This is a genomic window from Pseudomonas sp. B34(2017) (assembly GCF_002112915.1).
Lineage (GTDB): Bacteria > Pseudomonadota > Gammaproteobacteria > Pseudomonadales > Pseudomonadaceae > Aquipseudomonas > Aquipseudomonas pharyngis.
This window is the reverse complement of sequence record NZ_NEJA01000005.1, coordinates 402,741-428,662: the sequence shown is the minus strand read 5'-3', so window position 1 is coordinate 428,662 and position 25,922 is coordinate 402,741. Positions and strand designations below refer to the sequence as shown.

Annotated in this window: 27 protein-coding genes and 1 tRNA gene; 13 read left to right on the top strand and 15 right to left on the bottom strand. The window is 60.3% G+C overall.

Annotated features, from left to right (window positions below):
- Positions 1-400: 400 nt before the first annotated feature.
- Positions 401-1,792 (top strand): GABA permease, encoded by a 1,392-nt coding sequence (gene gabP / locus CAF80_RS18500; protein ID WP_074689499.1) that lies wholly within the window; start codon positions 401-403, stop codon positions 1,790-1,792.
- A gap of 70 nt (positions 1,793-1,862) precedes the next feature.
- On the opposite strand, the gene CAF80_RS18495 is transcribed toward gabP, so the two are convergent.
- From CAF80_RS18495 to CAF80_RS18485, 3 genes are read right to left on the bottom strand one after another with little or no spacing between them, the layout of a single operon-like run.
- The gene (locus tag CAF80_RS18495) at positions 1,863-2,315 is read right to left on the bottom strand and encodes a hypothetical protein (protein ID WP_039764661.1); all 453 of its coding nucleotides are present in this window, start codon (positions 2,313-2,315) and stop codon (positions 1,863-1,865) included.
- Between the two features lie 6 nt (positions 2,316-2,321).
- Positions 2,322-2,735: a hypothetical protein gene (locus tag CAF80_RS18490; protein ID WP_007952560.1), complete on the bottom strand. Its 414-nt coding sequence runs from the start codon at positions 2,733-2,735 to the stop codon at positions 2,322-2,324.
- Positions 2,736-2,755: 20 nt separating this feature from the next.
- Positions 2,756-3,706: an alpha/beta fold hydrolase gene (locus tag CAF80_RS18485; RefSeq protein WP_039764750.1), complete on the bottom strand. Its 951-nt coding sequence runs from the start codon at positions 3,704-3,706 to the stop codon at positions 2,756-2,758.
- Between the two features lie 265 nt (positions 3,707-3,971).
- Here CAF80_RS18485 and CAF80_RS18480 point away from each other — a divergent pair, with 265 nt between their 5' ends.
- Positions 3,972-4,421, top strand: coding sequence for a hypothetical protein (locus CAF80_RS18480; RefSeq protein WP_074689501.1), 450 nt, complete (start codon positions 3,972-3,974; stop codon positions 4,419-4,421).
- On the opposite strand, the gene CAF80_RS18475 is transcribed toward CAF80_RS18480, so the two are convergent.
- The 5 genes from CAF80_RS18475 to CAF80_RS18455 all read right to left on the bottom strand — a co-directional run bounded on the left by CAF80_RS18475 (position 4,418) and on the right by CAF80_RS18455 (position 8,631).
- Entirely contained in the window at positions 4,418-4,756 is a 339-nt protein-coding gene (locus tag CAF80_RS18475) for a hypothetical protein (protein WP_074689503.1), read from the bottom strand. The two genes, CAF80_RS18480 and CAF80_RS18475, sit on opposite strands and share 4 nt — an antisense overlap.
- Before the next feature lie 136 nt (positions 4,757-4,892).
- Positions 4,893-4,968: transfer RNA gene (locus CAF80_RS18470), tRNA-Phe, on the bottom strand.
- A gap of 104 nt (positions 4,969-5,072) precedes the next feature.
- The gene (locus CAF80_RS18465; protein WP_007952551.1) at positions 5,073-5,345 is read right to left on the bottom strand and encodes an oxidative damage protection protein; all 273 of its coding nucleotides are present in this window, start codon (positions 5,343-5,345) and stop codon (positions 5,073-5,075) included.
- On the bottom strand, positions 5,342-6,409 hold the full coding sequence (gene mutY, locus CAF80_RS18460) for an A/G-specific adenine glycosylase (protein WP_039764665.1): 1,068 nt from the start codon (positions 6,407-6,409) through the stop codon (positions 5,342-5,344). The genes CAF80_RS18465 and mutY overlap by 4 nt, the downstream gene beginning before the upstream one ends.
- Positions 6,406-8,631, bottom strand: a complete 2,226-nt coding sequence (locus CAF80_RS18455; protein WP_085667671.1) for an AsmA family protein — start codon at positions 8,629-8,631, stop codon at positions 6,406-6,408. The genes mutY and CAF80_RS18455 overlap by 4 nt, the downstream gene beginning before the upstream one ends.
- Before the next feature lie 354 nt (positions 8,632-8,985).
- On the opposite strand from CAF80_RS18455, the gene CAF80_RS18450 reads away from it, so the two are divergent.
- The 6 genes from CAF80_RS18450 (at position 8,986) to hisF (ending at position 14,034) form a co-directional block, all read left to right on the top strand.
- Complete coding sequence (locus CAF80_RS18450) at positions 8,986-10,650, top strand: OFA family MFS transporter (RefSeq protein ID WP_039764668.1); 1,665 nt, start codon at positions 8,986-8,988, stop codon at positions 10,648-10,650.
- Between the two features lie 271 nt (positions 10,651-10,921).
- Positions 10,922-11,515 (top strand): imidazoleglycerol-phosphate dehydratase HisB, encoded by a 594-nt coding sequence (gene hisB / locus CAF80_RS18445; RefSeq protein ID WP_039764670.1) that lies wholly within the window; start codon positions 10,922-10,924, stop codon positions 11,513-11,515.
- A complete protein-coding gene (hisH, locus tag CAF80_RS18440) occupies positions 11,515-12,153 on the top strand; it encodes an imidazole glycerol phosphate synthase subunit HisH (protein WP_007952546.1) in 639 nt (212 codons plus the stop codon). The genes hisB and hisH overlap by 1 nt, the downstream gene beginning before the upstream one ends.
- Complete coding sequence (locus tag CAF80_RS18435; RefSeq protein WP_025110933.1) at positions 12,154-12,414, top strand: DUF2164 domain-containing protein; 261 nt, start codon at positions 12,154-12,156, stop codon at positions 12,412-12,414.
- Between the two features lie 102 nt (positions 12,415-12,516).
- On the top strand, positions 12,517-13,254 hold the full coding sequence (gene hisA / locus CAF80_RS18430; protein ID WP_056787231.1) for a 1-(5-phosphoribosyl)-5-[(5-phosphoribosylamino)methylideneamino]imidazole-4-carboxamide isomerase: 738 nt from the start codon (positions 12,517-12,519) through the stop codon (positions 13,252-13,254).
- A gap of 9 nt (positions 13,255-13,263) precedes the next feature.
- Positions 13,264-14,034 (top strand): imidazole glycerol phosphate synthase subunit HisF, encoded by a 771-nt coding sequence (gene hisF, locus CAF80_RS18425; protein WP_007897430.1) that lies wholly within the window; start codon positions 13,264-13,266, stop codon positions 14,032-14,034.
- Between the two features lie 51 nt (positions 14,035-14,085).
- Here the strand turns inward: hisF and CAF80_RS18420 are convergent, their stop codons facing one another.
- A complete protein-coding gene (locus tag CAF80_RS18420) occupies positions 14,086-15,552 on the bottom strand; it encodes a serine protease (protein WP_085667672.1) in 1,467 nt (488 codons plus the stop codon).
- A 214-nt stretch (positions 15,553-15,766) separates the two neighbouring features.
- On the opposite strand from CAF80_RS18420, the gene CAF80_RS18415 reads away from it, so the two are divergent.
- The gene (locus CAF80_RS18415; RefSeq protein WP_039764677.1) at positions 15,767-16,522 is read left to right on the top strand and encodes an ABC transporter substrate-binding protein; all 756 of its coding nucleotides are present in this window, start codon (positions 15,767-15,769) and stop codon (positions 16,520-16,522) included.
- Here CAF80_RS18415 and CAF80_RS18410 read toward each other — a convergent pair.
- The 5 genes from CAF80_RS18410 to gpmI form a co-directional block, all read right to left on the bottom strand.
- Entirely contained in the window at positions 16,503-17,876 is a 1,374-nt protein-coding gene (locus tag CAF80_RS18410; protein ID WP_085667673.1) for a Vps62-related protein, read from the bottom strand. The two genes, CAF80_RS18415 and CAF80_RS18410, sit on opposite strands and share 20 nt — an antisense overlap.
- 116 nt (positions 17,877-17,992) lie before the next feature.
- Positions 17,993-18,769: a divergent polysaccharide deacetylase family protein gene (locus CAF80_RS18405; RefSeq protein ID WP_039764681.1), complete on the bottom strand. Its 777-nt coding sequence runs from the start codon at positions 18,767-18,769 to the stop codon at positions 17,993-17,995.
- Between the two features lie 2 nt (positions 18,770-18,771).
- Positions 18,772-20,091 carry a S41 family peptidase gene (locus CAF80_RS18400; RefSeq protein WP_011332024.1) on the bottom strand — a complete coding sequence of 440 codons (1,320 nt, stop codon included), beginning with the start codon at positions 20,089-20,091 and terminating at the stop codon, positions 18,772-18,774.
- 31 nt (positions 20,092-20,122) lie between these two features.
- Positions 20,123-21,409: a murein hydrolase activator EnvC gene (locus CAF80_RS18395; RefSeq protein WP_085667674.1), complete on the bottom strand. Its 1,287-nt coding sequence runs from the start codon at positions 21,407-21,409 to the stop codon at positions 20,123-20,125.
- A 252-nt stretch (positions 21,410-21,661) separates the two neighbouring features.
- Positions 21,662-23,188: a 2,3-bisphosphoglycerate-independent phosphoglycerate mutase gene (gene gpmI, locus CAF80_RS18390; RefSeq protein WP_039764684.1), complete on the bottom strand. Its 1,527-nt coding sequence runs from the start codon at positions 23,186-23,188 to the stop codon at positions 21,662-21,664.
- 152 nt (positions 23,189-23,340) lie between these two features.
- Between gpmI and CAF80_RS18385 the strand changes: the two genes are divergently transcribed.
- From CAF80_RS18385 to secB, 3 genes are read left to right on the top strand one after another with little or no spacing between them, the layout of a single operon-like run.
- Positions 23,341-23,754, top strand: coding sequence for a rhodanese-like domain-containing protein (locus CAF80_RS18385; protein ID WP_007952524.1), 414 nt, complete (start codon positions 23,341-23,343; stop codon positions 23,752-23,754).
- Position 23,755: 1 nt separating this feature from the next.
- On the top strand, positions 23,756-24,010 hold the full coding sequence (gene grxC, locus CAF80_RS18380; protein ID WP_085667675.1) for a glutaredoxin 3: 255 nt from the start codon (positions 23,756-23,758) through the stop codon (positions 24,008-24,010).
- Between the two features lie 53 nt (positions 24,011-24,063).
- Complete coding sequence (gene secB / locus CAF80_RS18375) at positions 24,064-24,549, top strand: protein-export chaperone SecB (RefSeq protein WP_039764689.1); 486 nt, start codon at positions 24,064-24,066, stop codon at positions 24,547-24,549.
- 182 nt (positions 24,550-24,731) lie between these two features.
- On the opposite strand, the gene CAF80_RS18370 is transcribed toward secB, so the two are convergent.
- Complete coding sequence (locus CAF80_RS18370) at positions 24,732-25,187, bottom strand: tRNA (cytidine(34)-2'-O)-methyltransferase (protein WP_007952520.1); 456 nt, start codon at positions 25,185-25,187, stop codon at positions 24,732-24,734.
- Between CAF80_RS18370 and CAF80_RS18365 the strand changes: the two genes are divergently transcribed.
- On the top strand, positions 25,186-25,626 hold the full coding sequence (locus tag CAF80_RS18365; RefSeq protein WP_085667676.1) for a hypothetical protein: 441 nt from the start codon (positions 25,186-25,188) through the stop codon (positions 25,624-25,626). The two genes, CAF80_RS18370 and CAF80_RS18365, sit on opposite strands and share 2 nt — an antisense overlap.
- Positions 25,627-25,922 lie beyond the last annotated feature (296 nt).

Here is a 25,922-nt window from a genome sequence, read left to right as displayed (position 1 = left end):
GCCCCATCAACAACCGAACGGGTGTTTGAACGTTGATTCCCGTGGGTGTCGCGTAAAAAAAGGCGCGATGTTGCCACCTTTGGCGGGGTGTTGGAAGCGCTATCCGGCCGATCGTTCCTCATTCGCCCTTTTATTGTGCATCCCGCACTTTTTCAGTGTGTTTCTGGTGCGCTCGTTCGTTTGAAAAGTGAGTCGCAGGGTAACGTTTTGGCGAAAGGCCATTATTCTCAAGGACTTGCGATGACTGTCCGGTCGCGCGGAAAACCGCACGGCAGAAGAGTTTGAAACATTTTGGCGCATTTATTGCGTGCAGAATCCGGAACGCCCCGTTGGATTCTTTTTACGAGAAGGAACGCCAGACGGGCCGGACGCAATCGCTTTCCTCGCAAAGGTAGTTCCAATGAGCAGTACCCAAAGCTCCAATGGCCTCGAACAGGGGCTCAAACCGCGTCATGTGACCATGCTGTCGATCGCCGGGGTGATCGGTGCAGGTCTGTTCGTCGGCTCCGGCCACGCCATCGCCGCTGCCGGTCCAGCCGTTCTGCTGGCTTACGCCGCTGCTGGCGCGCTGGTTGTGCTGGTGATGCGCATGCTCGGCGAAATGGCGGTTGCCTCGCCTGACACCGGCTCGTTCTCGACTTACGCCGACCGCGCCATCGGTCACTGGGCCGGTTTCACCATCGGCTGGCTGTACTGGTGGTTCTGGGTTTTGGTGATTCCGCTGGAAGCCAACGCCGCCGCAACCATCCTGCACGCGTGGTTCCCGGGTGTGGATATCTGGGCGTTCGCGCTGATCATCACCATGCTGCTGACCGTGACCAACCTGTTCAGCGTGAAAAATTACGGTGAGTTCGAATTCTGGTTCGCCCTGCTCAAAGTCGTGGCGATCATCGGTTTCATCATCCTCGGCGTTGCGGCCATTTTCGGCTTCCTGCCGAACAGCCAGGTCAGCGGCGTGTCGCACATCTTCGACACCCAGGGCTTCCTGCCGAACGGCATGGGCGCGGTACTGGGCGCGATCCTGACCACCATGTTCTCCTTCATGGGTACCGAGATCGTGACCATTGCGGCCGCGGAATCGAAGAACCCTGGCAAGCAGATCTCCAAGGCCACCAACTCGGTGATCTGGCGGATCGGCCTGTTCTACCTCGTGTCGATCTTCATCGTCGTGGCCCTGGTGCCATGGAATGACCCGGTTCTGGCCAGCGTCGGTTCCTACCAGACTGTGCTTGAGCGCATGGGCATCCCGAACGCCAAGATGATCGTTGATATCGTGGTTCTGGTTGCTGTGACCAGCTGCCTGAACTCGGCGCTGTACACCTCTTCGCGCATGCTGTTCTCCCTCGGCAAGCGTGGCGATGCTCCGGCCATGGCGACCCGCACCAACAAAAGCGGTACCCCTTACTGGGCGGTGATGCTGTCCACCGGCGCGGCATTCCTGTGCACTTTCGCCAACTACGTGGCCCCGGCGGCGGTATTCGAGTTTCTGTTGGCCAGCTCCGGCGCGATCGCGCTGCTGGTGTACCTGGTGATCGCGATTTCGCAACTGCGCATGCGTAAACAACGCATGGCTCGCGGCGAAAAAATCGTCTTCAGCATGTGGTTGTTCCCGGGCCTGACCTACGCGGTGATCGTGTTCATCGTGGCAGCCCTGACCATCATGCTGTTCCAGGAGGCCCACCGCGTGGAAATCCTCGCGACCGGCCTGCTCAGCCTGCTGGTGGTCGCGGCCGGTCTGCTGGTGGCCCGCCGCCGCAATCTGGAAAAGCGTGGCGCCGCGGTGCTGAACTGATCCGCAACGCGTAACGCAAAACGGCCGCTGTCAGTGATGACAAGCGGCCGTTTTTGTTACTGCGAGCGGTTTATTCGCTCTTCTCTTCCTGCGCTTCCACCGACTGGCCGTAGGTGTCCAGCGCAATCCCGAAATCGCTGATGAACTGCGGTTCGCTCAGCCACGCCTGGGCGGTCTCGCGATCCATGCCATCGGCCCACATGCGGTAGTCGATCAGCATGTCGGCGGCCAGGTGAGTGGCGGCCATGCCTTCGTTCTCGGCGTTTTCCATGTCCAGCAGTTCAGGATGGTCGACGATGATGAACGCCAGTTCACGCAGCAGCGTCAGCAGCATTTCATTGCGGCTGACGGCTTCGGCGTCGCGCATCTTGCTGAACATCGCCAAGGTGTATTCCGGGATCGGCTCGGCCAGGTGGCCGAGGTCATCGTCCTGCGCCAGGGGTTTGCGACCGACCATGCGGATCTGCTTGGCTTTGGCCTTGGCGCGTTTGGCGCGTTTCTGTTGCTTGTTCAGGGATGCCATGGGAACTCAGTTTTTCTGTTGGGTTTGTGCGGCGATTGCGTCGGACGCGGCCACATAGTCTTTCTGGAAATCCGGCGATTCGATCCACGCCAGAGCGCCGGCCTCGTCGGTCTCGGTGGACCACTGGCGGTACTCGATCAGCGCGGCGAGGATGAAGTCCATCGCGCCTTCTTCGCCTTCCTGCTCGTACACCAGCTCCAGCAGCGGGTCCTCGAGGAACGCGGTGCACAGGGCCTGCTGACTGATCTTCTCGGCGTCGATCATTTTCTTGAACAGTTCGGTCAGGTCCACCGATTCGAAATCGATGCGGTCGTCGTTCGGGTCCAGCTCGACCGGCGCCTCGGCACGTTTAGTGCGGTTCTGCTTGGCCTTGGTCTTGGCCCGGGCGGCGCGTTTTTGCTGTTTGTTGGCGGAAGCCATGGTGTGTGTTCCGTGGTGCGTTAAAGGGCTTGGCTGCGTGGGATTTCGCGCCCCGGTGTGTCGCAGGCCAGTTCGCCGGTCTGCAGCCAGGTCAGAGCGATGGGCCATAGTGTGGCTTGGTATGCGCTGCGAAAAAAGGCGAAATGTCCGACTTGCTGTTCACCGATGTCCTGCGGCTCGATTCGCAGGTGGGTCTTTTGTGCATTGTGGAAGTAAGCCAGCAGGCGTTCGATGGCGGGAATCGTGCCGTAGGGATCGTCGCTGATGCTGATTGCCAGGGCTTTGGCCTGGACGTTGGCGAAGGGCAGGTTGCGGATCGTTCTACCGCTCGGACGCCGCTCATAACGTGCGGCAGGTGTGCTCCAGTCGCGCACCACGCCGGCGGGCGTGTCTTCCAGCCAGCCAAGTCGCTTGCCCGGAAAATATCCACAGAACAGCGTGACCAGCGGCATCAGCAGATGCCATTTGCCGAACATCCGCCAGCGATGCTCGGGCGCGTAATCGCGCCAGTAAGCGAACTGCGCGCCGACGGTCACCAGTCGTCGGATTATCTTCCCGGACGCCCCCAGGCCTGCTGCGCAGCCGCCGAAGCTGTGCCCGACCACATCGACCGGCTGACCGGGAAACTCCCTCTGTGCGCGTGTGAGCATCGCTTCGAAATCCAGCGCGCCCCAATCCGTCCACGAAGCCTGCAAATGCCTCATCGACTTTGGCCGCGATTCACCAATGCCGCGGTAGTCGTAAATGATCACGTCGAACCCATTGGCGAACAGATACGCCGCGAAGCGCGAGTAGTGGCGGCAACGCACGGATGTGGCGGCGTTGATGATCACAACCGGGCGTTGTGGATCCGGTGAGACGTGACGCCAGGTGAAACCGCCGAGCAGATAGCCGTCGGCGGCGGGCTCTTGGAAGGGCTCGCTTTCTGCTGACAGCTGACCGAGTGGCAGCGTCGCGCTTTGTAGGTTCATGGCGATCCAGACTTTCGGGGACGGGTCGAGAATGAACTTCATGCGGGATGCAGCGCAATGATTTGGTATGCAGTGCGTACCGGATTGACGGTTCGATTAGGCGGTCGCCAATTCGTGACGCAGTGCGTCATGAATTGGCTGGGAAAGACTTGTGTAGTCTTTTTCGCATTCAAGGCAACTCCCAATCGTTCTAAAACCCACCCCGCAAGACAAAATCTAAAAAGAGGTAACGATTGGGTTCCGCGAGAACCCGGGAGTCGTCCTCATGAAACGCGTTCTTTCATTCGTGCTGCCCGTCGCCGCTGCGGCGATATTACTGTTTCCGCTCATGGCGCAGGCTGAAAGTCTGGAGCCGATCAACAATTCCGCTGTGCAGGTTCAGCAGCAAGAGCAAAACGGTGTTCGTTATCTGGCCGGCGGGATTGGTGAAGATGAGTCGAAAGCCATTCAGCAATCCGCGGGTTACAACCTGCACATGACCTTCGCTGTCGGTACGCAAAACGAATACACCGCCGATGTCGACGTGGCGATCCAGAAAACCCCCGGTGAAACCGTGCTGACGCTCAATCAAACCGGACCATTGGTGTACGTTCAGTTACCGCCAGGCAAGTACACGGTCGTCGCCACCCGCAAGGGTGAAACGCGTCGGGATGTGGCGCAAGTAGGCGGCGGTGCTGCGCGCAATCTGGTGTTCCACTGGAACGACAACAGCTAGGGACGTTGCCGGTCGCGCCGGGATGGCGCGACCGTTGCTGTGCGGCCCAGCCAGATCAATAACCACGCGGCGCCCGACAGGAAGAGGGCGAGGAAGCAATGCGTGGCGACGGCGAACCAGAAATTCACCGGTTGTGCGGCCAGCGAATACACGGCGAAGCGTTTGCCGCGTGCCATGTTGCCGATGCGGCCCTGAATCAAGCCGTCCACGGTTTCATAGGCGATCAGGCCGATACACAGGATCAGCAACAGGCCGAGCGCGATCATCAACCAGTCGGTGCGCTTCGCGGGTGGCGCGGGGTGGGGCAGGGGGACGCGGGTTCTTTTCTGGTTCATCGCGGGGATGACCCTCTTCCGTAAGGGTTGTGCAACGTATCGCCAATTCCGGCCTGCGAGAAGGGCGGAATCGGGCCGTGATCAAATCGCAGGCATAAAAAAACCCTGAATCTTGCGATTCAGGGTTTTCGGTATTTGGTGCCCAGAGACGGAATCGAACCGCCGACACGGGGATTTTCAATCCCCTGCTCTACCGACTGAGCTATCTGGGCAACGGGGCGCATTAAAAGGGTTTTTCGGATTTACGTCAAACACTTTTTTAAAATTTCTTAAATTAATTCCGTCGCTTACGATCCGACCCCCGATTTCGCGGGGTTTACTCTGCGGGCGGAACGTAGCCTTCGGCCTGAGCGTATTCCTCGCCGGAGAAGTACTTGTCCATTTCGCCCTGAAGAAATTTGCGGTCTTCGGCGTTCATCATGTTCAGGCGTTTTTCGTTGATCAGCAGGGTCTGGTGTTTCTGCCAGTCGGCCCAGGCCTTGGCCGAGACGTGTTCGAAAATATCCTGGCCCTTGGCGCCCGGGTACGGTGGGCGCTCCAGACCTTCGAGTTGTTCTTTGTACTTGCGGCACATTACGGTGCGGGTCATGTCGACTCTCCTGCATTCAAGACGGTGGCCGCGCGTTCGAGCAAGGTCTTGACCGGGGCGGCGAGGCCCAGGCGCGGCGGGGTGGCGAGGTTATACCAGAGCCAGTCGGCCTCGGCCACGTGACCGCCGGCCTCCTGCACCTGAACCAGCCAGGGTTCTATGGACAGCTGGAAGTGGCTGAAGGTGTGGACAAGGCTCGGCAGCGCCTGCTGCTCGCCCAGTTCCAGCGAGTGCTGCGCGGCGAGGTGTTGCAGATCGTCGAGGTCGTCGAGTTCCGGCAGACTCCACAAACCACCCCACAATCCGCTGGACGGGCGGCGATAAAGCAGAATCGCGCCGTCCTCGTTGGCCAACAGCGGCATCAGCGTGCGTTTCTGCGGGATGGCCTTGCGCGGCTTGGGGATCGGGTAGCGCGTTTCCAGCCCCAGCATGTGTGCTTCGCAGCCGTTTTTCAGCGGACACAGCAGGCAGCTCGGTTTGCTGCGGGTGCAGAGCGTGGCGCCCAGGTCCATCATCGCCTGGGTGTAGGCGTTGACCCGATCCTGCGGCGTGAAGCGCTCGGCGTTGGCCCACAGTTGCTTGGCGACCTTCGGCTCGCCGGGGTAACCCTCCTGCGCGGTAAAACGCGCCAGCACCCGTTTGACGTTACCGTCGAGGATCGGCGCGCGCAGGCCCATGCTGATGCTGGCGATCGCGCCAGCAGTGGACAGGCCGATGCCCGGTAGCTCGGTGAGCTTCTCGACATCCCGGGGAAACTCGCCGCCGTAATGGCTGACGACGATCTTCGCGGTCTTCTGCAGATTGCGCGCGCGGGTGTAGTAACCGAGCCCGGTCCACAGGTGCAGTACTTCGTCTTCCGGCGCTTCGGCCAGGGCTTCGACCGTCGGCAGGGCGGCCATGAAGCGGTCGAAGTAATTGAGCACAGTGCTGACCTGGGTCTGCTGCAACATGATCTCGGACACCCACACCCGGTACGGGTTGATGTTCTGTTGCCAGGGCAAATCATGGCGGCCGTGGCGGTCGAACCACTCCAGCACCGCCGTGGAAAACTGCTCCGCTCTCATCGCTTGAACAGCCCCTTCAATGCGTTTTTCAGTTCCGGGCTGACTTTGTCACCCAGTTTTTCGTCGATTTTTTCGCTGATCTTGTCGCCGGCCAGTTTGCTCGCGACCTGGCCCATGCGTTCGTTGTCCACGCGGCAGGCCTTGGCGCCCAGCTCCAGCGGGCCACGGCAACGCAGCGGCCATTCGATGCCGACGAATTTGTCGCCGACCTGACAGGCCGGGTCCGGCATGGCACTGGTATCGCCTTCGACGACGATGCCGACGCGATAGTCCATGCCCAGCACCTTGAGGTCGATATCGCCGTCACCGTTGACGCTCATGCCGGGGATGCGCACTTTCAGGTCCGGGTTGCTGGCCACCCCGTTGCGGAAGGTCAGGTTGCCCTTGAGCTCCTGGAACGGTGTGTCCTTGCCGCGCGGCTCGCCGCTCAGGGATTTACGGTTGAGGGTGGCGATGCCCTTGCACAGTTGCTGCTCAAGGTTGGCGTTGAGCAGCACGCCGTTGTTGATCACGAAACTGGCGTTACCGTTGAGGGTTTCGATCAGCGCCTGTTGGCTATTGCCGCTGCCGGTAACGGTGCTGGTGAGATTGACCAGCCCCTTGACCGGCGGATTCTTGCCCTGGCTTTCGAGGATCTTCTCCACCGGCACGCGGTTGATCCGGGTTTGCAGGTTCAGCACCGGTGCTGTCTGGCGCACATCCAGCGTGCCCTTGGCTTCGAAGTCGCCGTTGTACAGCTCGCCGCGCAGGTTCTCCAGGGTCAGCAGGCCGCCCTGGCCGGTGGCTTTCAGTGCGGCGTTCTGGATCGGCAATTTGTCGAGGGTCAACTGGCCGAAGGTCAGGTCAGCGTTGACGTCGAGCTTGCTCAGGCGCTCGACAGGGAACAGGCGCTCGGTGCTCCAGGCGCTTTTGCTCGGTTTTTCCGGCAGCGGGGTGCTGCCGGCCCCGGCCATGGCATCGGCCTCGGTGCTGGCGACTTCGGCCTGACGGACCTGGGTAGCGGTGTTGGCTTTTTCCGATTTCGGCGGCAGATAACGGTCAACGTTGAAGGTGTCGGCCTTGAGGACCGCCCGCAGCGATTGCTTGGCGAAATCCTCGACGGCGATGCGGCCGCTGAAGCTGCTGTCGTCAAGTTTCAGGTTGATGTTGTCCAGCGCCAGGCTGGTCGGCGTCGCGGCGACACGGCTGACCAGTTCAACCTTGCTCAGGCTGCCTTCGGCCATGGCTGGCGGGGTCTGGCCGATGCTGTCGACGAATTTCGCCAGGTCGAACTGGGCGATGGAAATCCCGCCGGTGATCTGTGGCGTCTTGTCCAGGTCGTTGGCCTTCAGTTCGCCGAGGGCACGCAGCTGATTGACCGAAAGCTTGATGCCGGTCCATTCGGCGACGTTGGCGGCTTTGTCCAGCAACAATTGCCCTTGGGCGGCGAAGGTCACGGTCTTGCCTTGCAGCGGATCGCCGGCGACTTCGCCGGACAGCTTCAGGTCTTCGAACTTGTAGCGTTGCAGGGCGCGCTCGAAACGCAGCTCGCCGTTGAGCTCGGTGCGCACCCGCAGCACCGGCTGGTTGGTGCCGAGAAACGCGGTGGCCTTGACCGGGATGTTGGTCGAATCGTGAACCGCGCCGGTGCTCAGCTGGATGCTTTCAGCGCTGAATTGCTTGCCGGTCAGCTCGTCGTTGTACTCCACGCGGGCGTTGTTGACGGTCAGGCTGTCGATGTCGAGGCGGATCGGCTGGGCCGGTTTTTCCGGTTGCGCAGGGGCCTCGGGTGCGGTTTCGGCTGTGGTGGTCGGCGCTGGTGTGCTGCCAGCCTTGGGCGGCACCTTGCCGATGTCTTCCCAGTTGCCATGGCCATTCTTGTCACGGCTCAGACGCAGGTTCAGGCCTTCGACGCGCACGTCGCTCATTTGCACCTCGCGGCGCAGCAGCGGCAGCACGCGCACGGACAGGCCGAGCATCTGCAGGTCGGCGAACGGTTCTGCAGGCTTGGCCAGGGTCGCGACGCTGGCCTCGTGCAGTTCCAGGCCGAGCCACGGGAACAGGCTCCAGCCAATGTCGCCATTGAGCGTCAGCTCGATGTGGGCCTTGTCGCGGGCAATCTGGCGGATCTCGTCCTTGTAGTCGTTGGGATCAAACAGGTGGGTCAGGGCGAAGCCCGCCGCCACAATGATCAGCAACAGCCCGAGAAGTACCAGACCCAGGATTTTGCCGAACGCTTTCATGGGCGAGTCCTTGTAAGTAGTCGAATTCGTAATTTAGCCGGGGAGTATAGCGCTGCATCAACCCGCGCTGTTGCGGTGCCACGTCAAGGCTGCAGAACCGCGATATACAGCGCTTCGACAACGATCGGCATCGGGGTTCCCGGGCGTCCTGAGATCAGATGACATGAAAAAGGTGATATCAGTTTGGTTTTTCTGTCACGTGCAAATGGTAACCTTCGCCCGTTCGTCCGCCCATCTGCGACTTAACGTCGCGCTTTCAAGGAGCTTCACCCGCAAAAAACGGTCATGCCTGCGTGCATAAAGGCCGGGGTGGGCAGTGGCTGGCGAACCATACTAATAATTGGGGGATACACAATGAGCACGACCATTACGGCGGACGGCTTCAAAGCCGATCAGCCCGGGTTCCTGTCCAAGGAACGCATCATCGCCAAGCCCGGTTTCAACCGTTGGCTGGTCCCGCCGGCCGCTCTGGCCATTCACCTGTGCATCGGCATGGCCTACGGCTTCTCGGTGTTCTGGTTGCCGCTGTCCAAGGCGCTGGGCGTCACCGCTCCGGTGGCTTGCGCACCGGACATGAGCTTCATCGCACAAGTCTTCTCGTCGCAATGCGACTGGCCGATCTCCATGCTCGGCTGGATCTACACCCTGTTCTTCATCTTCCTCGGCTGCTCGGCAGCGATCTGGGGCGGCTGGCTCGAACACGCAGGACCACGCAAGGCCGGTGTCGTATCGGCACTTTGCTGGTGCGGCGGTCTGCTGATTTCTGCGCTGGGTATCTATACCCACCAGATCTGGCTGATGTGGATCGGCTCCGGCGTGATCGGCGGTATCGGTCTGGGCCTGGGCTACATCTCGCCAGTGTCGACCCTGATCAAGTGGTTCCCGGACAAGCGCGGCATGGCGACCGGCATGGCGATCATGGGCTTTGGCGGTGGCGCGATGGTCGGTGCGCCACTGGCGACCGCTCTGATGAGTCACTTCGCTTCGCCAACCGGTGTCGGCGTGTGGCAGAGCTTCGTGGCCATGGCGGCGATCTACTTCGTGTTCATGATCGGTGGCGCCTTGGCCTACCGCGTACCGCCAACCGGCTGGAAGCCTGAAGGCTGGACCGCGCCGGCGAAGAAAGCGTCGAACGCGATGATCACCCACCGTCACGTTCACGTGAATGTGGCGTGGAAAACCCCGCAATTCCGGCTGGTGTGGCTGGTGCTGTGCCTGAACGTGTCCGCCGGTATCGGCATCCTCGGCATGGCTTCGCCACTGTTGCAGGAAGTGTTCGGTGGCAAGCTGCTGGGTAACGATCTGCCGTTCGGTCAGCTGGACGCCGGTCAACTGGCTTCCATCGCTGCAATTGCGGCCGGTTTCACCGGTCTGCTGAGCCTGTTCAACATCGGTGGTCGTTTCTTCTGGGCCTCGTTCTCGGACTACCTGGGCCGCAAGAACACTTACTTCGTGTTCTTCGCACTGGGTTTTGCGCTGTACGCGCTGATCCCGAACCTCGGTCACCTGGGCAACGTTGCGCTGTTCGTGGCGGCGTTCTGCATCATCCTGTCGATGTACGGCGGTGGTTTCGCCACCGTTCCGGCGTATCTGGCCGACCTGTTCGGTACGCAGATGGTGGGCGCGATCCACGGTCGTCTGCTGACCGCTTGGGCTGCCGCTGGCGTGCTGGGTCCGGTGCTGGTGAACTACCTGCGTGAGTATCAGCTGAGCATCGGCGTTGAACGCGCCGCCGCTTACGACATCACCCTGTACATCCTCGCCGGCCTGCTGGTGCTGGGTTTCCTGTGCAACCTGCTGGTACGCCCGGTGGCCGACAAGTACTTCATGACCGACGCCGAACTGGCTGCCGAACAGGCGCTGGGCCACGACAAGGGTGCTGACGGCAGCACCGTGCTGGAGTGGAAAGCCGCGCCGGGCAGCAAGCCGTTGGCGATCGCTGCGTGGCTGGTGGTGGGGATTCCGTTGGCGTGGGGTGTGTGGGTGACCCTGCAGAAGACGGCTGTTCTGTTCCACTAAGTTCGTTTACACCTGATCGTTCCCACGCTCTGCGTGGGAATGTCTCCCTGTGACGCTCTGCGTCACATTCGAAGTGGACGCAGAGCGTCCGGGGCTGCACTCCCACGCAGAGCGTGGGAGCGATCAGTGCCATTCAACGCTTGTATGGACATGTCTATCCCCGACAGCGCGGGGTTCTATCCGTCAGTCATTCCACCTATCGTGTTTCTGTTTCGGCCCCGCGCCCCTATAATGGCTGCCTTTTTCGCCCAATGATTTTGCGGAGCTGGTGATGGCCGAACGTAAGGCGTCTGTCGAGCGCGACACTCTGGAAACCCAGATCAAAGCCTCGATCAACCTTGATGGCACCGGAAAGGCCCGATTCGATATCGGTGTTCCTTTTCTTGAGCACATGCTGGATCAGATCGCCCGTCACGGGCTGATCGACCTGGATATCCAATGCAAGGGCGATCTGCATATCGACGACCACCATACGGTGGAAGACGTCGGTATCACCCTCGGCCAGGCCTTCGCGCAAGCCATTGGCGACAAGAAAGGCATCCGTCGCTACGGCCACGCCTACGTGCCGCTCGATGAAGCGCTGTCGCGCGTGGTGATCGACTTCTCCGGCCGCCCAGGCCTGCAGATGCACGTGCCGTACACCCGCGCCACCGTTGGCGGCTTCGACGTCGACCTGTTCCAGGAATTCTTCCAGGGCTTCGTCAACCACGCGCTGGTCAGCCTGCACATCGACAACCTGCGCGGCACCAACACTCACCACCAGATCGAAACCGTGTTCAAGGCTTTCGGCCGCGCACTGCGCATGGCCGTCGAGTTGGACGAGCGCATGGCCGGCCAGATGCCTTCGACCAAGGGCGTCCTGTAATGCAGACGGTTGCAGTTATCGACTACGGCATGGGCAACCTGCACTCGGTGGCCAAGGCCCTTGAGCACGTCGGTGCCGGCAAGGTGCTGATCACCAGCGATGCGGCAGTGATCCGCGAAGCCGACCGCGTGGTGTTCCCCGGTGTCGGTGCGATTCGCGATTGCATGGCGGAGATCCGTCGCCTCGGTTTCGACTCGCTGGTGCGTGAAGTCAGCCAGGATCGTCCGTTCCTCGGCATCTGCGTCGGCATGCAAGCCTTGCTCGACTCCAGCGAAGAAAACGACGGCGTCGACTGCATCGGCCTGTTTCCGGGCGCGGTGAAGTTCTTCGGCAAGGACCTGCATGAAGACGGCGAGCACCTGAAAGTCCCGCACATGGGCTGGAACGAAGTGAAGCAGGCGGTGGATCACCCGCTGTGGCACAACATTCCGGACCTGGCGCGTTTCTACTTCGTGCACAGCTACTACATCGCCGCCGGCAACCCGCGGCAGGTGGTCGGCAGCGGTCATTACGGCGTCGATTTCGCCGCAGCGCTGGCCGAAGGTTCGCGTTTCGCCGTGCAGTTCCACCCGGAGAAGAGCCATACCCATGGCCTGCAATTGCTGCAGAACTTCGCGGCGTGGGACGGTCGCTGGTAAATGGCCGTCAAGAAATCCAAACCGCCGATCCTGACCCTTACTCCCGAGCAGGAGAACGAGGCCAACCGCAAGATTCAGCGGTTCATGGAGGATCGTTTCGAACTGGACCTGGGTTCGTTCGAGGCGGCGGAAATTCTTGAGCTGTTTACCCGCGAAATTGCTCCGCACTATTACAACAGGGCGATTTTCGATGTGCAGACCCACCTCAAGGAGCGGTTTGAAAGCATCGAAAGCGACCTGTGGGCGCTCGAGAAGAATTAGGGCAGCGGCAAGCTTCAAGCTGCAAGCTGCAAGAAGTACACACGCGTGCGCGCTTGCAGCTTATGGCTTGCAGCTTGCAGCTCTTTTGACGAAGGAAAAAGCATGCTGATTATTCCCGCTATCGATCTCAAAGACGGTGCCTGCGTACGTCTGCGCCAGGGCCGCATGGAAGATTCCACAGTGTTCTCCGATGACCCGGTGAGCATGGCTGCCAAGTGGGTGGAGGGCGGCTGCCGTCGTCTGCATCTGGTCGACCTGAACGGCGCTTTCGAAGGCCAGCCGGTCAACGGCGAAGTGGTGACCGCGATCGCCAAGCGCTACCCGACCCTGCCGATCCAGATCGGCGGCGGCATCCGTTCGCTGGAAACCATTGAGCACTACGTCAAGGCTGGCGTCAGCTACGTGATCATCGGCACCAAAGCGGTGAAGGATCCGGCGTTCGTCGCTGAAGCCTGCCGTGCGTTCCCGGGCAAGATCATCGTTGGTCTGGATGCCAAAGACGGTTTTGTCGCCACCGATGGCTGGGCTGAAATCAGCACCGTGCAGGTCATCGACCTGGCCAAACAGTTCGAAGCCGACGGCGTGTCCTCGATCGTTTATACCGACATCGCCAAAGACGGCATGATGCAGGGCTGCAACGTGCCGTTCACCGCTGCGCTGGCGGCTGCCACCAGGATCCCGGTGATCGCATCCGGCGGCATTCACAACCTCGGTGACATCAAGTCGCTGCTCGACGCCAAGGCTCCGGGCATCATCGGCGCCATCACCGGCCGGGCGATCTACGAAGGCACTCTCGATGTCGCCGAAGCGCAAGCTTTCTGCGATTCGTACCAAGGCTGAGGACTGACCATGGCGCTGGCCAAACGCATCATCCCTTGCCTGGACGTGGACAACGGCCGGGTCGTCAAAGGTGTGAAGTTCGAGAACATCCGTGACGCTGGCGACCCGGTGGAAATCGCCCGTCGCTACGACGAGCAGGGTGCCGACGAGATTACCTTTCTCGACATCACCGCCAGTGTCGATGGCCGTGACACCACGCTGCACACCGTCGAGCGCATGGCCAGCCAGGTGTTCATCCCGCTGACCGTCGGCGGTGGCGTACGTACCGTGCAGGACATCCGCAACCTGCTCAACGCCGGTGCGGACAAGGTGTCGATCAACACCGCTGCCGTGTTCAACCCGGAATTTGTCGGCGAAGCGGCGCAGCATTTCGGCTCGCAATGCATTGTCGTCGCCATCGATGCGAAGAAGGTTTCGGGCCCGGGCGAAACCCCGCGCTGGGAGATCTTCACCCACGGCGGCCGCAAGCCGACCGGCCTCGACGCGGTCGAGTGGGCGAAGAAAATGGAAGGCCTGGGTGCCGGTGAAATCCTCCTGACCAGCATGGATCAGGACGGCATGAAAAACGGCTTCGACCTCGGCGTGACCCGCGCCATCAGCGATGCGCTGGGGATTCCGGTGATCGCTTCCGGCGGCGTCGGCAACCTGCAGCATCTGGCTGACGGCATCCTTGAAGGCCACGCCAGCGCGGTGCTGGCGGCGAGTATTTTCCACTTCGGCGAATACACCGTGCAGGAAGCCAAGGCCTACATGGCCCATCGCGGCATCGTGATGCGCTAGCAAGCATCCCCTTTGGAGTAGTCGCTTCAAAGGGGATGCAGGTCTGGAGAGTTAAAGCGTGTCGAACTGGTCAACCCTTACCTCTGACCTGTCATCTGATCGGTCATACGCAACACTGCATAGAGTGGCAGGCAAATCCTTTTTGTGAAGATAGACTTCCATATACTCCGACTTTGGGCTGAATCCATCGGGGGCTTGACAGTCAATGCTGTCGGATGGACCGACTTTGTAGGAGTACATTTTGCTTGCCCCTTCCGAAGTCACCAAAATATAAGTGGGTCTTTTTTTCAGGTTGAGATCAGGAAGCGGAACGATTTCGTCCTCAATCAGAACGATAGGCAGCGACAAGGCATTTCGTAAGAGTCCTGGCGGTAACTCTGGCCTGGAAGAGTTTGTGCCAATGATGCAAAGGAAATAACGCCCGGTTCTGGAACCTATCTTGGTATTGATGATGGAGTTTTCGGAACTGATCGCGGCGGAGTAGTTCAAGGGGCTTTCGCATTTTTTTGCCACGCGGACTGTCTTGTGACGATAGAACGCTGTGTCGATAGAGAACCGGTAATCCCAAGTCGGTGCTATGGCAGCGCCGCTTTTCGACATCTTGATTTTCTTGTATTTGGCGGAGGTTCGCTTGTCTGTTTCTACATTGAATGTCGGATAGAGTTCGCAGTAATTTTCAAATAGAAAGCCAGATCGGAAGCAGCTTCTCAGGTGGGGTACAAAACTTCCGTAAAGATTACCTTCGATTGCAGAGTAACCTTTTTTCGTTGGTATACAGGGTTCATCCAGGTCGCAAGGGGATATAGGCGGATACTCATTACCTGTACCTACGACACCAATGACTTCATTGGTGTAGCGATCAAGCAGCGGTGCCCCTGAGACGCCTCCTTTAATACTCTTGCAGCGAGTCTTGAAGTTATTACGCCACACCCAATCTCCTTCAATGATGTCCGGAGCGGATTTAAGCGTACAAGCTGTCATTTCGAGCGTTCGATACTGTGGCGCTCCCACAACCAGAACCTCCGAATTCAGGGCTGGTGTGCCTGTGGCCAGTTTTAGAGGTTTTATACCATCTTCCATAAGTGTTTTCAGGCTGACGTCAAGTTGGACGATGGCGATGTCGACACCTTGCATGCTGCGCCATTTCACATTTTTCAGGTTGTAGGTTTTATGTTTTTCGACATCGTCAAAGTAGTTGAACGTCATGGTTCCTTGTAGGGGTTGGTTTTGCATGATTTGGCCGTTGGACAAGTTGATGCAATGGCCAGCAGTCAGAACATAAGCCGGAGGGCGCTGGACGCCAGTTTTTTCCAGTGTATCAAGCAAGGTAGCGGTGCAAGTGGAGCCGGTCGTCAGGCGACCGATACCCTGCCAGTGATCGCGTGAACCATCGCGGTTATCCAGGGTGATTGCAGGTAACAGGCGTTTAACGCCTTCGCCGTAGTCGTGATTGGTCGCCATGCAGGTGGCACAGAACAATCCTAATGTGGCGAACAACAGTAATTTGATTGAATACATCGTTAACGCTCTTGAGTTATCGGTTAAAACACCACGGTGGTGCTGGTAACGCCAATAAACCAGGGATCAAGAGCGGGGCGGTGTTAGTTATGTACTACCCAAGGCCTGGTTTTCCAGGTATGGAAGATCTTATCGGTATGAAGTCATAACGCCAGTAGACAGCATGGCGTACCCAAGGCACTCTTGGGCACGCCATGGATTTCGGTAGCCCGACATGATCAAACGCCTGCTTCTCGCCCTCGCCAGTGCCTCCGTGTTGTTGATCAACACCGGCCACGCCGAAGAAAGTCCCGACACCGATCTGGTGCTCCTCACCGAAAACTTCCCGCCGTACAACATGGCGAAGAACGGCAAGAATTTCGCCCAGGACGAAAACATCAACGGTATCGCCACGGATATCGTGCGCGAGATGTTCAAGCGTGCCGGCATCAGTTACAGCCTGACCCTGCGCTTCCCCTGGGAGCGGGTCTACAAGCTGGCACTGGAGAATCCCGGTTACGGTGCGTTCGTCATGGCGCGACTGCCGGACCGCGAAAAACTCTTCAAATGGGTCGGCCCGATAGGCCCGGACGACTGGGTCATGCTGGCCAAGGCCGACAGCAAGATCACTCTCGAAACCCTCAACGACGCGCGCAAATACAAGATCGGCGCCTACAAGGGCGATGCGATTGCCGAGACCCTGACCAAGCAGGGGTTGAAGCCGGCAGTGGTGCTGCGTGATCAGGACAACGCCAGAAAACTGGTCAGCGGCCAGATCGACCTGTGGGCCACCGGCGACCCGGCCGGGCGCTATCTGGCGCGGCAGGATGGCGTGACCGGGCTGAAAACCGTACTGCGCTTCAACAGCGCCGAGTTGTATCTGGCACTGAACAAGGACGTACCGGACGAAGCCGTTGGCAAGCTTCAAACCGCGCTCGATCAGATGCGCAAGGAAGGCGTGGTCGACGAAATCATGGGGCGCTATCTGTAGTGGTCGACGAGCCCGGCGACGATTGCGCAACAACGTCGGCGCCGCTCGTGATGGCTTCCGTCGACGGGTTTGCCGCCATGACAGGCATCGGGGTTACTGTCTCGACGGTTTCTGGTGGGTATTCACTCATGACAAGACGGGTGTCATCGGTGTAACCAAGCGGGACGGTGACTTCAGTGCCATCCTCCCGTACCAGCTCGTAGTGGCTTTCCATCTGATACACCGCGACCGATTTGAGTTTTGCCGCCATGGCGATGACGACCCGAGAGCCTGATTCGCTCCACTCGCTGGAGGACGTTTCGGTGTGAGTGAAATCCCGCGGCAGGCACGCCGAGAACTTTGTTGCCCGGATATCACTGGGCATCGCAGCCGGCCAGGCCTTGGTGAATTCCACGGCGGTATGGCGATTGAATAGCCGCATGGCCGCTGCATTTTGCGCCCTTGGCGCTTTCCATTTGATCGACTGAGCCTGCTCCGTGGTATTTCGGCCGTACCCGACCAGCACATATTGGTCGGTTCTTTTCAGATCGTAGTAACGCGAGTGGAGAAATCCATCATTGGGTTGAGCGTGATCGCTGACTGCAAACCACGGCAGGCGGGCAGTCTGCGTGACCTTCGCCACTGCGCTTTCGGGATTGATGTGTGCAGTCAGTACCGGAGCTTCTGCAGGTGCGCTGACTTGAACCGGAATCGGTATCCGTAGTGCATACGCGAAAGGGCCGGTTGTCGGTTTGTTGTGGCTCGGGGCGCCAATAAAGGTACCGGGCGCAAAGCAGATTTCGCCCGCCGCGGCGGTCGGGGGATCAATGCTCCAGGCGCTGAAGTTCAGCTTTGCACCACTGCCTTTGTCATCCCAGAGCAGATCGCCGAGGTCGGCAGCAACGACCAGATCGGCCCTGACGCAACGGATGGCGTTGAGTGAGGGTTTGCCGTGATCGCTGGAGCAGGTCATACCCAGTGCGACATAGCCTTGCGGCGCAATCGGACGCCAGATCGAAGTGCGCATAGCAGCTCCCGATCCGGATTCTTTCCAGACAAGTTCGAAGTCGGTGGGTCGGCTGAGTGCTTTGCCCCTGGTGTTACCGTGGTCTTGTAACGTTGCCTCGCAGACCACTGCGGCGACAATTTCGCCGTTGATGGAGGTGTTGTTGGGGATGAGGATGTCTCCCAGCGGAAAGTATCCCGGCAGAAGATCGGGAGCCGGCGCAGGGCGCCAGAAGGTGGCGGGCCTGGCCCGTGTGCCGTTGCTGTTCCAGATACGGTTGAATTCGCTGGTGAAGTTGATCAGCAGGTTGTCGAGCCTGATCGGCTCCATTGGCCTGTCTCGCAATGAAGCATTGTCGTTGGTAGTCATAGTCAATCCTGATAATTGAATGGCAACTCGAAAGAGTTGCGACCTGTGGCAGGTCTGACTATCCGGAAAGAGGGCAGGCGCCAGGCGGTAACTATTTATGGGCGTGTGTCGGTTTGTTACCGATAAATCCCGTCTTTGCCATGCGCGGCCGTGGCGCGATTGCTGCGCACACTGATCATCTGCTTGATGTCGATCCACTCGATGCCCTGGGCTTTCAACTTCGGCAGTTCCCGCTCCAGCACTGCCAGCGTCTGTGGATAAGGGTGCCCGATCATCACCGCCGAACCCTGTTTGTGCGCCAGACTGATCGCTGTCTGCAATTGAGTCAGGATCGCCGCTTCTGTGCGCTCGTCATCGAGAAACACATCCCGCGAAACACTCGCCAGATCGATCTTCTGCGCCTGCTGCGCAGCCACGGTCCGGGCGCTGGTGCGGCTGTCGACGAAGAACTTGTGGCGGCGCTGCAACTCGCCCATCAACCACGCCATGGCCACCGGCTGCGCAGTCATGCGGCTGCCCATGTGGTTGTTGATGCCGGCGGTGTAGGGGACCATTTTGAACGCGGCATTCAGGCGTTTTTCGAGTTCTTCGATGGGCAGCTCGGGATGCCAGGCGAACGGGCCGGTGGCCGGGTCCATCGGCATGTGCAGGATCACGACCTTGCCGGCGCGATGGGCTTCGCGGGCGAATTCGGTGGCGTGCGGGGTGTCGGGCATGATCGCGGTGGTGACAGGCCCGGGCAGGGCCAGCACCCGGCGATCCCGGGGCAGGTTCTGCCCCAGGTCGTCGATGATCAGTGTCAGGTAGGCTTTTTGAGGTGTGGGTCTGGCAGGTTCTGCGTGAGCAGCACCCGCCAGACAGCACAGCAGGACGAAGAGGAAACGCAAAGACATCCTCAACGGCCGGACGTGATGCTCAGGCCTTTGAGCAGGCTCAGGGCCTGGGCCAACTGGTAATCGTCATCCTGCGGCATCGCCTTGGCCTTGCCGCCGGAGCCGGTCGGTTTGTCCGCGCCGCCATTGCCGTTGCCCAGGTGACCTTGCAGATCGGCTTCCTTGAAGTAGTCGCTGTCCGCCTCGTTGGTGATCTTGGCGCGGCGCACTTCGATGTCCGGGACGATGCCCTGGGCCTGGATCGAACGGCCGTTCGGTGTGAAGTACAGCGCCGTGGTGATCTTCAGCGCGCGGTCGTTGTTCAGCGGCAGCACGGTCTGCACCGAGCCCTTGCCGAAACTGGTGGTGCCCATGACCACGGCGCGTTTCTGGTCCTGCAGGGCGCCGGCGACGATTTCCGAGGCCGAAGCGCTGCCACCGTTGATCAGCACGACCATCGGCACCGCTTCGCTTTCGTCCTTGCCGGTGGCGGAGAAGCGCAGTTCGGAATTGGCGATTCGGCCCTTGGTGTAGACGATCAGGCCTTTGGTGATGAAGTGATCGACCACTTCCACCGCTGCCTGCAGCACACCACCCGGGTTGTTGCGCAGGTCGAGGATGATGCCGTTGAGCTTCTTGCCGTTGTCCTTGCGCAGCTTGGCCAGGGCCTTGGAAACCTCTTCGCCGGTCTTGACCTGGAATTGGGTGATGCGGATCAGGCCATAGCCGGATTCGAGCAGCTGTGCCTTGACGCTCTTCACCTGAATCACCGCGCGGGCCAGGGTCACGTCGAACGGCGTGCCGCCGTCGCGCACCAGGGTCAGGGTGATCTTCTGGCCGATCTTGCCACGCATCTTGTCCACGGCTTCGGTCATGGTCTGGCCGCGGGTCGGTGCGCCGTTGATCTTGACGATGAAGTCGCCGGCCTGGATGCCGGCCTTCGACGCCGGAGTGTCGTCGATTGGCGACACAACCTTGATAAAGCCGTCTTCGGCGCCGACCTCGATGCCCAGACCACCGAACTCACCGCTGGTGCTTTCCTGCAACTCGGCGAAGTCTTCAGGGCCCAGGTAGGCGGAGTGCGGATCAAGGTTGCTGAGCATGCCCTTGATCGCGTTTTCCAGCAGGGTCTTGTCGTCCACCGGTTCGACATAGGCGGCCTTGATCCGGTCCATGACCTCGGCAAAGGTGCGCAGCTCTTCCAGCGGCAACGGCGCCTTGGAAGTCGCGGCAGTACCTGCCGGAGCGACGGCCGGAGCCGGTTGAGCGGCAAACGCCAGAGGCGCGCCGATCACCAGGGCGATCGTCAGGGCCAGCGAGGTAAGGCGGGACAAATGCAGCATGTCGAACGAACTCCTGAATTAGATGGCGTGCTTATCCTTGCGCACGGCACCATTGCGCCGGATCACTCGGGTGACCCTGCTGACGAATTGCGAAATACAGCGCTGGTGTGTCCTGGCCGCCACTGTTACCCACAGTGGAGATGGACTCACCGGCTTTTACCACGTCACCTGCCGACTTCAGTAGCGTCTGGTTGTGACCGTAAAGACTCAGAAAACCGTTGCCGTGATCGAGGATCACCAGCAGCCCGGCACCGCGCAGCCAGTCGGCGAACACCACGCGCCCGCCGTGTACGGCATGCACCTGGCTGCCGGCGGAGGCGCTGATCATCACGCCGTCCCACTTGGTGCGGGCATCGTCGCCACGGGTTTCGCCGAAGCGTGCCAGCAGTCGACCATCAACCGGCCATGGAAGTTTTCCCCGACTTGATGCAAAAGGGCCACCGAAGGTCTCGCCGCCGCTGGATACCAGGGCGCCGGGTGTCGATCTGAACGGCTTGCGTGGGGCGTCGGAGTTTTCCGCCTCGGCCTCACGCAAGCGCTTTTTTTCGGCTTCCTGCTGGGCGATGAGCGCTTTCTGTCGCGCTTCTTCTGCCTCACGAGCCTGGCGGGCCAGGGTTTCTTCAATGGTTTTAAGGACTTTAGACAGGTCTGCCTGATCCTGCTCGCGGGCGGCCAGTTTCTGGTCTCGGGCTTTCACGTCGTCATTGAGCTTGGCAAGGGCCTGCTGGCGCTCCTTGCGGACCTTGTCGAGCGCTTCGCGCCGAGTGTCGAGATCGCTTTGCTGCGCCAGCAACTGCGCCTGCTGCACGCCGATGTCCTTTTCGACATTGGCCAGTTGGCGCAAGGTTTCGTTGAAGCTCTTCAGCTGTTCCAGGCGAGCCTGGCTCAGGTAGTCGTAATAGGTGAGGGTGCGGGCGAATTTCTCGGGATTCTGCTGGTTGAGCAGCAGTTTGAGGTATTCCTGGCGACCGTTCTGGTAGGCGGCGCGGGCCTGGATGGCGATCAGTCGCTGCTGTTCAGTGCGCGCGCTCTGGAGTTTTTTTTTCTCCGCATCGAGCCGCTGCAGCTCGGACTCGCTCTTCTTGAGCTCTTTCTGCAGGGCTTCGACCTGCTTCTCGAGCTTGCCCATCTCGGTTTCGGTGCCCTTGAGCTCCTTTTGTACCCCGGATTTTTCCTCCTGGAGCTTGCCCAGCAGTTTTTTCAGCTCGGCAATGTCCTGGCGCGTGGCGTCCAGTTGCTGTTGGGTTTGCGCGCGCTCATCCGCGAAGGCCGGTTGGAGCAGGCATGTCAGAGCGAGGGCGATCAGGACGCGAAGCATAGAGGCGGGCGGCACCAGGGTAAGGGACGGCCTAGTATGCCCGCCCGACGCGGCAAAAAAAACGCCCAATTGGGACTGTGTGATAACTGGGGCAAGCGACAGGCCGAATTCCATTTCGAAATCTCCATAAACCACTGTGGGAGCTGGCTTGTCAGCGATGGCGTCTGAACATTCAACAGGGTTGTTGGCTGTCAGATTGCTATCGCTGGCAAGCCAGCTCCCACAGGGTTTTGCGGTATTTTTGACGGGCGATTACACCAGAATCGAAGTGCCAGTCATTTCCGCCGGTTTTTCCAGGCCCAACAGTTTCAGCATGGTCGGCGCCACGTCCGCCAGCACGCCGCCTTCGCGGACTTTCAGGTCACGCTTGCCGACATAGATGAACGGCACCGGTTCGGTGGTGTGCGCGGTATGCGCTTGCCCGGTGGATTCGTCGGCCATCTGCTCGACGTTGCCGTGGTCGGCAGTGATCAGCGCTTCGCCGCCGACTTTTTCCAGGGCTTCGACGATGCGGCCGACGCAGGTGTCCAGGCATTCCACGGCTTTCACTGCGGCTTCGAACACGCCGCTATGGCCGACCATGTCGCCGTTGGCGTAGTTGACCACGATCACGTCGTAGCGCTGGTTCTCGATGGCCTCGACGATGCGATCAGTGACTTCCGGAGCGCTCATTTCCGGCTGCAAGTCATACGTGGCGACTTTTGGCGACGGGATCAGGATGCGCTCTTCGCCCGGGAATGGTTCTTCGCGGCCGCCGGAGAAGAAGAAGGTCACGTGGGCGTACTTCTCGGTTTCGGCGATGCGCAGTTGGGTCTTGCCGTTTTTCGCCAGATAGTCGCCGAGCACGTTTTCCAGGCTGCCCGGGGCAAAGGCTGCGGGGGCCGGGATGCTGGCGGCGTACTGGGTCAGTCCCACGTACTGCACTTTTGGCTGGCGTGCGCGCTCGAATTCCTGGAAACCGTCTTCGACAAACACGCGGCTCAGCTCGCGGGCGCGGTCGGCGCGGAAGTTCATGAACACCACGGCATCGCCGTCTTCGACTTTCACCGGCTCACCGATGCTGGTGGCCTTGACGAATTCGTCGCTCTCGCCACGGGCGTAAGCGGCTTCCAGCCCTTCCTGGGCGGTGGCGGCGTTGAATTCGCCCTTGCCGTCAACGATCAGATTGTAGGCCTGGGCCACGCGATCCCAGCGGTTGTCGCGGTCCATGGCGTAGTAGCGGCCGATCAGGCTGGCGATGCGGCCCTTGCCGAGGGCCTGGAAGGTCGCATCGAGCAGCTCGATCGACGAGGCGGCGCTTTTCGGCGGCGTGTCACGGCCGTCGAGGAAGGCGTGCAGGTAGATCTTTTCGGCGCCGCGCTTGAAGGCCAGTTCGGCCATGGCGATCAGGTGATCCTGGTGGCTGTGAACGCCGCCATCCGACAGCAGGCCCATGAAGTGCACGGCCTTGCCGGCGGCCACGGCCTTGTCCACGGCGGCGCAGATAGTCGGGTTCTCGAAGAACTCGCCGTCGCGGATCGCTTTGGTCACACGGGTGAAGTCCTGATACACCACGCGGCCGGCGCCGAGGTTCATGTGGCCGACTTCAGAGTTGCCCATCTGGCCGTCCGGCAGACCGACGTCCATGCCGCTGCCCGAGATCAAGCCATTCGGCACGGTGGCCCACAGGCGATCCAGCACAGGCTTTTTGGCCGCATAGACGGCGTTGGATTCGGGGCTGTCGCTGTGACCGAAGCCGTCGAGAATCATCAGGACCAAAGGTTTAGGCGTGGTAGTCATGGAATCCACTCGTGGCTAATAAGAAGAGGGCGATGGAAAAGGGAGTTGGAGTTTAAAGCGAAGTTCCGGCTGCGTCACCGCCGGACGGGGTTTGGCCGACCATAGTGGCTGTGTATACTGGCCGACATTTTAACGCCCTGGAACCTCCTTCGATGGTTGCTCACCTGATTGAATTTGCCACTAACCACTACATTCTTGTCGGTATCTTCGTCGTACTGCTGGCTTTGCTGCTGGCGCATACGGTGCAGGGCGGCGGTAAAAGCCTGAGCACGGGCGAGCTGACCGCACTGGTCAACAAGGAAGCCGGCGTGGTGGTGGACATCCGTCCGAGCAAGGACTACGCCGCCGGTCACATCGTTGGCGCGGTGAACATTCCCCAGGACAAACTGGCCGCCCGCATCGGCGAGCTGGAAAAACACAAGGCCAAGACCATCATTCTGGTCGACGCCCTGGGCCAGACCGCCGGCACCCATGCCCGCGAGCTGATGAAGGCCGGCTTCACCGCCGCAAAGCTGTCCGGCGGGATTTCCAGCTGGAAAGGCGACAACCTGCCGTTGGTGAAGTGACATGAGCGACGTCATCGTCTACTCCAGCGATTACTGCCCTTACTGCTCGCGCGCCAAGTACCTGCTCGCGAACAAAGGCGTGGCCTTCGAAGAGATCAAGGTCGATGGCAAGCCGCAGGTGCGCGCCGCCATGGCCCAGAAGGCCGGACGCACGTCCGTGCCGCAGATCTGGATCGGCGACACCCACATCGGCGGATGTGATGATTTGTATGCCCTGGAGCGCGCCGGCAAGCTCGACGCGCTGCTCAAGGCCTGACCTGCTGCACACGTAAAGAACCCTAAAAGACCCAAGATCAGAAAGGATCTGAGATGACTGACCAACAGAACACTGCAGCCAGCGAAGAAGAAACCGCACCGCAATTCTCCTTGCAGCGCATCTACGTACGCGACCTGTCCTTCGAAGCCCCGAAAAGCCCGGCGATCTTCCGCCAGCAGTGGGATCCGGCGGTCTCTCTGGATCTGAACACCCGCCAGAAAGCCCTGGAAGGTGATTTCTACGAAGTCGTGCTGACCCTGTCCGTCACCGTGAAAAACGGTGAAGAAGTGGCCTTCATCGCTGAAGTGCAACAGGCCGGTATCTTCCTGATCAAGAATCTGGACGCGGCTTCCATGAGCCACACCCTGGGTGCGTTCTGCCCGAACATCCTGTTCCCGTACGCGCGCGAAACCCTGGACAGCCTGGTGACCCGCGGTTCGTTCCCGGCCCTGATGCTGGCCCCGGTGAACTTCGACGCCCTGTACGCGCAAGAGCTGCAGCGCATGCAGGAATCCGGCGAAACTCCGACTGTTCAGTAAGCGGTCGATGCAACACCGAAAAAAGCGCCGTTACAGGCGCTTTTTTCTTGGCTGATCGTTCCCACGTCGAGGCGTCGAACCGTCCGCGCGGGAATGCCTCAAGGGACGCTCCGCGTCCAGTGACGCGGAGCGTCACGGGCTGCATTCCCACGCAGAGCGTGGGAACGATCAATCCAAGGGTGTTATTTGAAGTCGTTCTGCCGCCACGCTTCATAAACGGCCACTGCCACGGTATTGGACAGGTTCAGGCTGCGGCAGCCTTCGCGCATCGGCAGGCGCAAGCGCTGTTCGCCGGGCAGGGCGTCGAGCACTTCCGGCGGCAGGCCACGGCTTTCCGGGCCGAAGATGAACGCATCGCCGGGGACGAACGCGGCATCGTGAAACGGCCGCGAACCCTTGGTGGTGAAGGCGAACAGCCGTGGATGACCGAGGCTTTCGAGGCAACTGGCGAGGTCGGCATGGCGCTGCAAGGTGGCATACTCGTGGTAGTCGAGACCGGCGCGGCGCAAGCGCTTGTCGTCCATCTCGAAACCCAGCGGTTCGATCAAATGCAGGTGGCAGCCGCTGTTGGCGCACAGCCTGATAACGTTGCCGGTGTTCGGCGGAATTTCCGGTTGAAAAAGGATGACGTGAAACATGCACGGCTCCGAAGGTAAAGATGACGCGCATTCTACGCCGCAAGCGGATCCGCGTTCGAAACTATTCCCGCGGGTGATGGCCTCACTGGCGATCGTCGGTGTGATGGTCGGGATGATGATCGGCCGTTTGACCACGCCTGACCCGACCGTTTTGCAGCAGGTCGAGGTGATCGATGGCGGTCTGGCGGTGTGGTTCAACAACGAGCCGAAGCTGCACGGCGAGATCGTCGATGGCAGCCTCGCGTTGCTGTTCGAGGCCGAAGGCCAGGCGCAGAAAGGCCAGCTCAAGTTCAACGGCAAGGACGTGAACTGGCGGACGCGGTTGAGTGACGGGGGATTGTTGCTGACGCTGGTGGCGGCTCGGCCGCTGCTGGGCGACTGGGCCGGCCAGGCGGTCGATGACCGCTGGCGGCTGGAGATCCATCTCCGGGAGCAATAAAAGAGGGAATCCCCGGCCTGCCTGTACCAAGGTTCCCGAAACGGGCGGGCTCATCGCATCGCGTTCTGAGCCGGTGTAAAGAAGGAACCCCTGACCTGCCTGTATCAAGGGCCCCAAAAGGGTGGACTCGATGAGTCCGGTGTAAAGAGGGGAATCCCCGGCCTGCCTGTACCAAGGCCCCCGAAAGGGTGGGTGAATCGAATCACCTGATGGAGTTATTGCAGGGGGCGTGCCAGTTTTTCTCGTTTTGAAACAAAAAAGCCCCACACAATGACGAAGGCCCCGTAGTACGGGGC

What these genes read in the sequence shown, in the direction of transcription:
- gabP (WP_074689499.1), top strand. Translation starts at nt 401, where the DNA reads ATGAGCAGTACCCAAAGCTCCAATGGCCTCGAACAGGGGCTCAAACCG.
- CAF80_RS18495 (WP_039764661.1), bottom strand. Translation starts at nt 2,315, where the DNA reads ATGGCATCCCTGAACAAGCAACAGAAACGCGCCAAACGCGCCAAGGCC.
- CAF80_RS18490 (WP_007952560.1), bottom strand. Translation starts at nt 2,735, where the DNA reads ATGGCTTCCGCCAACAAACAGCAAAAACGCGCCGCCCGGGCCAAGACC.
- CAF80_RS18485 (WP_039764750.1), bottom strand. Translation starts at nt 3,706, where the DNA reads ATGAACCTACAAAGCGCGACGCTGCCACTCGGTCAGCTGTCAGCAGAA.
- CAF80_RS18480 (WP_074689501.1), top strand. Translation starts at nt 3,972, where the DNA reads ATGAAACGCGTTCTTTCATTCGTGCTGCCCGTCGCCGCTGCGGCGATA.
- CAF80_RS18475 (WP_074689503.1), bottom strand. Translation starts at nt 4,756, where the DNA reads ATGAACCAGAAAAGAACCCGCGTCCCCCTGCCCCACCCCGCGCCACCC.
- CAF80_RS18465 (WP_007952551.1), bottom strand. Translation starts at nt 5,345, where the DNA reads ATGACCCGCACCGTAATGTGCCGCAAGTACAAAGAACAACTCGAAGGT.
- mutY (WP_039764665.1), bottom strand. Translation starts at nt 6,409, where the DNA reads ATGAGAGCGGAGCAGTTTTCCACGGCGGTGCTGGAGTGGTTCGACCGC.
- CAF80_RS18455 (WP_085667671.1), bottom strand. Translation starts at nt 8,631, where the DNA reads ATGAAAGCGTTCGGCAAAATCCTGGGTCTGGTACTTCTCGGGCTGTTG.
- CAF80_RS18450 (WP_039764668.1), top strand. Translation starts at nt 8,986, where the DNA reads ATGAGCACGACCATTACGGCGGACGGCTTCAAAGCCGATCAGCCCGGG.
- hisB (WP_039764670.1), top strand. Translation starts at nt 10,922, where the DNA reads ATGGCCGAACGTAAGGCGTCTGTCGAGCGCGACACTCTGGAAACCCAG.
- hisH (WP_007952546.1), top strand. Translation starts at nt 11,515, where the DNA reads ATGCAGACGGTTGCAGTTATCGACTACGGCATGGGCAACCTGCACTCG.
- CAF80_RS18435 (WP_025110933.1), top strand. Translation starts at nt 12,154, where the DNA reads ATGGCCGTCAAGAAATCCAAACCGCCGATCCTGACCCTTACTCCCGAG.
- hisA (WP_056787231.1), top strand. Translation starts at nt 12,517, where the DNA reads ATGCTGATTATTCCCGCTATCGATCTCAAAGACGGTGCCTGCGTACGT.
- hisF (WP_007897430.1), top strand. Translation starts at nt 13,264, where the DNA reads ATGGCGCTGGCCAAACGCATCATCCCTTGCCTGGACGTGGACAACGGC.
- CAF80_RS18420 (WP_085667672.1), bottom strand. Translation starts at nt 15,552, where the DNA reads ATGTATTCAATCAAATTACTGTTGTTCGCCACATTAGGATTGTTCTGT.
- CAF80_RS18415 (WP_039764677.1), top strand. Translation starts at nt 15,767, where the DNA reads ATGATCAAACGCCTGCTTCTCGCCCTCGCCAGTGCCTCCGTGTTGTTG.
- CAF80_RS18410 (WP_085667673.1), bottom strand. Translation starts at nt 17,876, where the DNA reads ATGACTACCAACGACAATGCTTCATTGCGAGACAGGCCAATGGAGCCG.
- CAF80_RS18405 (WP_039764681.1), bottom strand. Translation starts at nt 18,769, where the DNA reads ATGTCTTTGCGTTTCCTCTTCGTCCTGCTGTGCTGTCTGGCGGGTGCT.
- CAF80_RS18400 (WP_011332024.1), bottom strand. Translation starts at nt 20,091, where the DNA reads ATGCTGCATTTGTCCCGCCTTACCTCGCTGGCCCTGACGATCGCCCTG.
- CAF80_RS18395 (WP_085667674.1), bottom strand. Translation starts at nt 21,409, where the DNA reads ATGCTTCGCGTCCTGATCGCCCTCGCTCTGACATGCCTGCTCCAACCG.
- gpmI (WP_039764684.1), bottom strand. Translation starts at nt 23,188, where the DNA reads ATGACTACCACGCCTAAACCTTTGGTCCTGATGATTCTCGACGGCTTC.
- CAF80_RS18385 (WP_007952524.1), top strand. Translation starts at nt 23,341, where the DNA reads ATGGTTGCTCACCTGATTGAATTTGCCACTAACCACTACATTCTTGTC.
- grxC (WP_085667675.1), top strand. Translation starts at nt 23,756, where the DNA reads ATGAGCGACGTCATCGTCTACTCCAGCGATTACTGCCCTTACTGCTCG.
- secB (WP_039764689.1), top strand. Translation starts at nt 24,064, where the DNA reads ATGACTGACCAACAGAACACTGCAGCCAGCGAAGAAGAAACCGCACCG.
- CAF80_RS18365 (WP_085667676.1), top strand. Translation starts at nt 25,186, where the DNA reads ATGCACGGCTCCGAAGGTAAAGATGACGCGCATTCTACGCCGCAAGCG.
- CAF80_RS18370 (WP_007952520.1), bottom strand. Translation starts at nt 25,187, where the DNA reads ATGTTTCACGTCATCCTTTTTCAACCGGAAATTCCGCCGAACACCGGC.